The sequence below is a fragment of the Microbacterium sp. B24 genome, assembly GCF_000333415.1.
In the GTDB taxonomy this organism is placed as follows: Bacteria; Actinomycetota; Actinomycetes; order Actinomycetales; family Microbacteriaceae; genus Microbacterium.
Window position 1 is genome coordinate 1 of record NZ_BADB01000034.1, and the last position, 3499, is coordinate 3499.

Annotated in this window: 2 protein-coding genes; both read left to right on the forward strand. The window is 71.6% G+C overall.

The genetic code is table 11. The annotated features are described in order from the left end of the window. The first annotated feature begins 108 nt into the window (after window positions 1–108). Window positions 109–2073, forward strand: coding sequence for a PD-(D/E)XK nuclease family protein (locus I5I_RS00630; RefSeq protein WP_239639975.1), 1965 nt, complete (start codon window positions 109–111; stop codon window positions 2071–2073). Continuing rightward, window positions 2070–3499 (forward strand): UvrD-helicase domain-containing protein (locus I5I_RS00635; protein ID WP_036315082.1); only part of this gene is annotated, 1430 nt, incomplete at its 3' end. The genes I5I_RS00630 and I5I_RS00635, both read left to right, overlap by 4 nt.

Genomic DNA, 3499 nt, shown 5'->3' on the forward strand with positions numbered 1-3499 from the left:
AGCTCGGTCCCGGGGATCCTCTAGAGTCTGCCGTGGTCCTCGTGCGCCGTCATCGCGCACGACAGTCGACAGGTTGCGACTCTCGAAGCCGAACTCGCCGCTCGCGAGGTGCCCACGCGCACCCGCGGGCAGCGAGCGCTGGCTGAGGCCCGCGCGGTGGCGGATCTGCTGCGCATCGCACTGCTGGCGGAGCTCGATCCCGCCGGCTGGAGCCTCGAGGACGCCGTCGATGCCCTTCGCGCCGGCGGGATGGATCCGGTCGAGATCCGCCGGCTGCGTACCGCCCTGCGGCTGTCGGCGCTCGCTGCGGAGCCGCCGGCGGAGGCTGCCTCCGACGAGCGGGTCGTCTCCAGCGCCGAGCTGCTGGTCTCCGCGCTCGGTCATCCCGTCGCGTTCGCCCTGCTCGACACCCGAGAGGGTCGCCGCGCCGAGCGGATCGCGCGGACCCTGGCGGATGTCCGCGCTCACTGGGATCTCGTCCACGCGGGCGGGGCCCAGGCGCCCACCGCCCACGAGATCCTGTGGAGTGCGTGGGACGGCCTGGGTGCCGAGCGGTCATGGGTCGCCGCAGCCGAGGGGTCGGGGCCGCTCGCCGCACAGGCCGGCAGAGAGCTCGACGCGCTGGTGGCACTCTTCCAGGCCGCCAAACGTCACGGCGAGAGAGCGGACGGCACCTCACCCGGGGCGTTTCTGCGCGGCATCCTCGATTCGGACGTCGCCGAAGATCGGCTGGTCGACGATTCCCGGGCGGATGCCGTCGACATCCTCACCCCCGCCGGCGCCCTCGGAGCCGAGTACGACACCGTCGTCGTCGCCGGGGTCCAGGAAGGCGTCTGGCCGAACCTGCGGGCGCGAGGAAGTCTGCTGCAGACCTGGCGGCTGGCGCCGCTCGCCCTCGGGGGTTCCGAAACCGCCGACACGCTGGATCGACGACGCGGGGTGCTCCACGACGAGTTGCGTCTGTTCGCGCGCGCGTGCTCCCGCGCCCGCCGACGCCTCATCGTGACCGCCGTCGACGACGACGACACGGGGCCGAGTCCGCTCTTCGAGATGCTCCCGCAGGCGCAGCCCGCCGCACGCTCGGCGGCGCATCCGCTGACCCTGCGTGGGCTGGTTGCCCAGCACAGACGTGCGCTCACGGAGCGTCGAGCAGACCCCTCCACGCGACGCGCCGCCGCCGAGCAGCTGCGGCTGCTCGCTGCGGCGGGCGTTCCGGGCGCCGCGCCCGACGAGTGGTATGGCATCGCCCCCGTGACTTCCACAGCGCCGTTGCGCGATCTCACGCGCGAGGACGTGCGCGTATCGCCGTCGCGGCTCCAGACGGTGGAGGAGTGCGAGCTCAACTGGCTGCTCGCCGACCTGGGGGCGGATGACGGGGGAGCCGTCGCGGGCCTCGGCACGCTGGTGCACGCGGCGATGGAGCGCGCAACGGGCTCCGACGAGGACGCGCTGTGGGCGGTCGTGGACGCGCGGTGGAGTGAACTGGAGTTCGAGTCCGCCTGGCGCGAGCGCTCGGAGCGCGTGCGGGCGCGCGAACTCGTGCGACGACTGTCGCTCTATCTGCGGCGGTTCGAACTCGCGGGCGGAACCGTCATCGGCGCGGAACCGCATTTCGAGGTCCCGGTCGCCCTCGATCCGGCCGGCGGTCACGGTGCCATCGTCAGCGGCTACATCGATCGCGTGGAGCGCACGGCCTCCGGGGAGGTGGTGATCGTCGATCTCAAGACCGGAAAGCGTGAGCCGCAGACCGACGCGAAGGTCATCGACAATCCGCAGCTCGCCGCCTACCAGCTGGCGCTCGATGCGGGCGCCATCCCCGAGGCTGCCGGCCTCACGCCCGGCGGGGCGAAGCTGCTCGTGCTGCGCCCGTCCGCGGCCACGAAGGATTATGTGGAACCCCGCCAGCCGCCGCTGGACGACGTCGCTCGCGACGCCTTCCTCGCCCGAGTGCGGGAGGCGGCGACCGTCATGAGCGGCGCGGAGTTCTCGGCGCCGTATGAGGAGCACTGTCGCGATGATCACTCCTACGGCCTGTGCCGCATCCACACGATCAACGCGGTGAGCGCGTCATGAGCGCCGTCTCTCCGACCGCGCTCGCGGCCGCCCTCGGCCAGTTCCCTCCCACGGACGAACAAGCCCGGGTGATCGCGGCGCCCCTCGCGCCCGCGCTCGTCGTCGCCGGCGCCGGCAGCGGCAAGACCGAGACGATGGCGGGACGCGTGGTGTGGCTCGTGGCGAACGGCCTCGTTCCGCGTGACGCGGTGCTGGGTCTGACGTTCACCCGCAAGGCCGCCGGCGAACTCGCCGAGCGCGTGCACCGCCGACTGCAGCGGCTTGCGGAGTTCGAACGCCGCGGACTCGTTCCCCATCTCGAGGCCCTGCACGCGCGGGGGCAGCTGGGGATCCTCGGCGAGCTCGAGCGCAGCGGTGCACCGTCGTCGTCGCGGTACGCCGTGCTCGATGAACTCGTCGTCGCCACCGGCGCCGTCGCGGTCCCCGATGAGGTGTCGGCCGACGCGCTGCTGGAGCGGCCGACCGTCTCCACGTACAACAGCTTCGCCGACAGCATTGTCCGCGAGCACGCCGTCAGACTCGGCCGCGACGCCGAAGCCGCCGTTCTCAGCGAGTCGGCGGCCTGGCTGCTGATGCGACGTGTCGTGCTCGAGTCGGACGATCCGCGGCTGGAGGTACGCGAAGAGGCGCTGCGTTCGATCATCGATGCCGCCCTGCGCATCGCCCGTGACGCTGCTGACAACCGCGTCGACCTCGAGCAGCTCGCGCGCTTTCCCGCGCGCTTCTCGGACGTTCTGGAACGGCCATCGACGTCGGCGCGCGTCACGGTGTACGCCGACATCGCGAAAGCGCAGGTGGCCGTCGGCGCACTGGACGTCCTCGCGGATCTTGCACGGGAGTACGCCCGGCGAAAGCTCCGTCGAGGGGTGATCGATTTCTCCGACCAGGTCGCGGGCGCCTGCGAGATCGTCGAAGCGCATCCGACCGTCGGAGAGGAGTTGCGCGATCGCTATCGCGTGGTGCTGCTGGACGAGTACCAGGACACCTCCGTCGTGCAGACCCAGCTGCTCGCCTCCGCCTTTCGCGATGCGGCCGTCATGGCCGTCGGAGACCCTCACCAGTCCATCTACGGCTGGCGGGGGGCGAGCGCCGGCAACCTCGGCGACTTCGCGACGGCATTCAGCAGCACCGGTCGGGCCGAGACCTTCGCGTTGATGACGAGCTGGCGCAACAGCGTCGACGTGTTGCGCGCGGCTGACGCCGTGCTTGCGCCTCTTGCCGAGAGCGTCCCGGTCGTCGTCGAAGGCCTGCGACCTCGTCCGGGAGCGGGCTCGGGCGAGGTGGAGATCCACATCGACACCGACATCGATGCGGAGGCCGACGCCGTGGCGGACTGGTTCGCGCGTGTACGGCACGAGCGCGCCCGAGCGGGCGCCGCGACGACAGGAGCCGTGCTCTTTCGCAGCAAGAAGCACATGGGCATTCG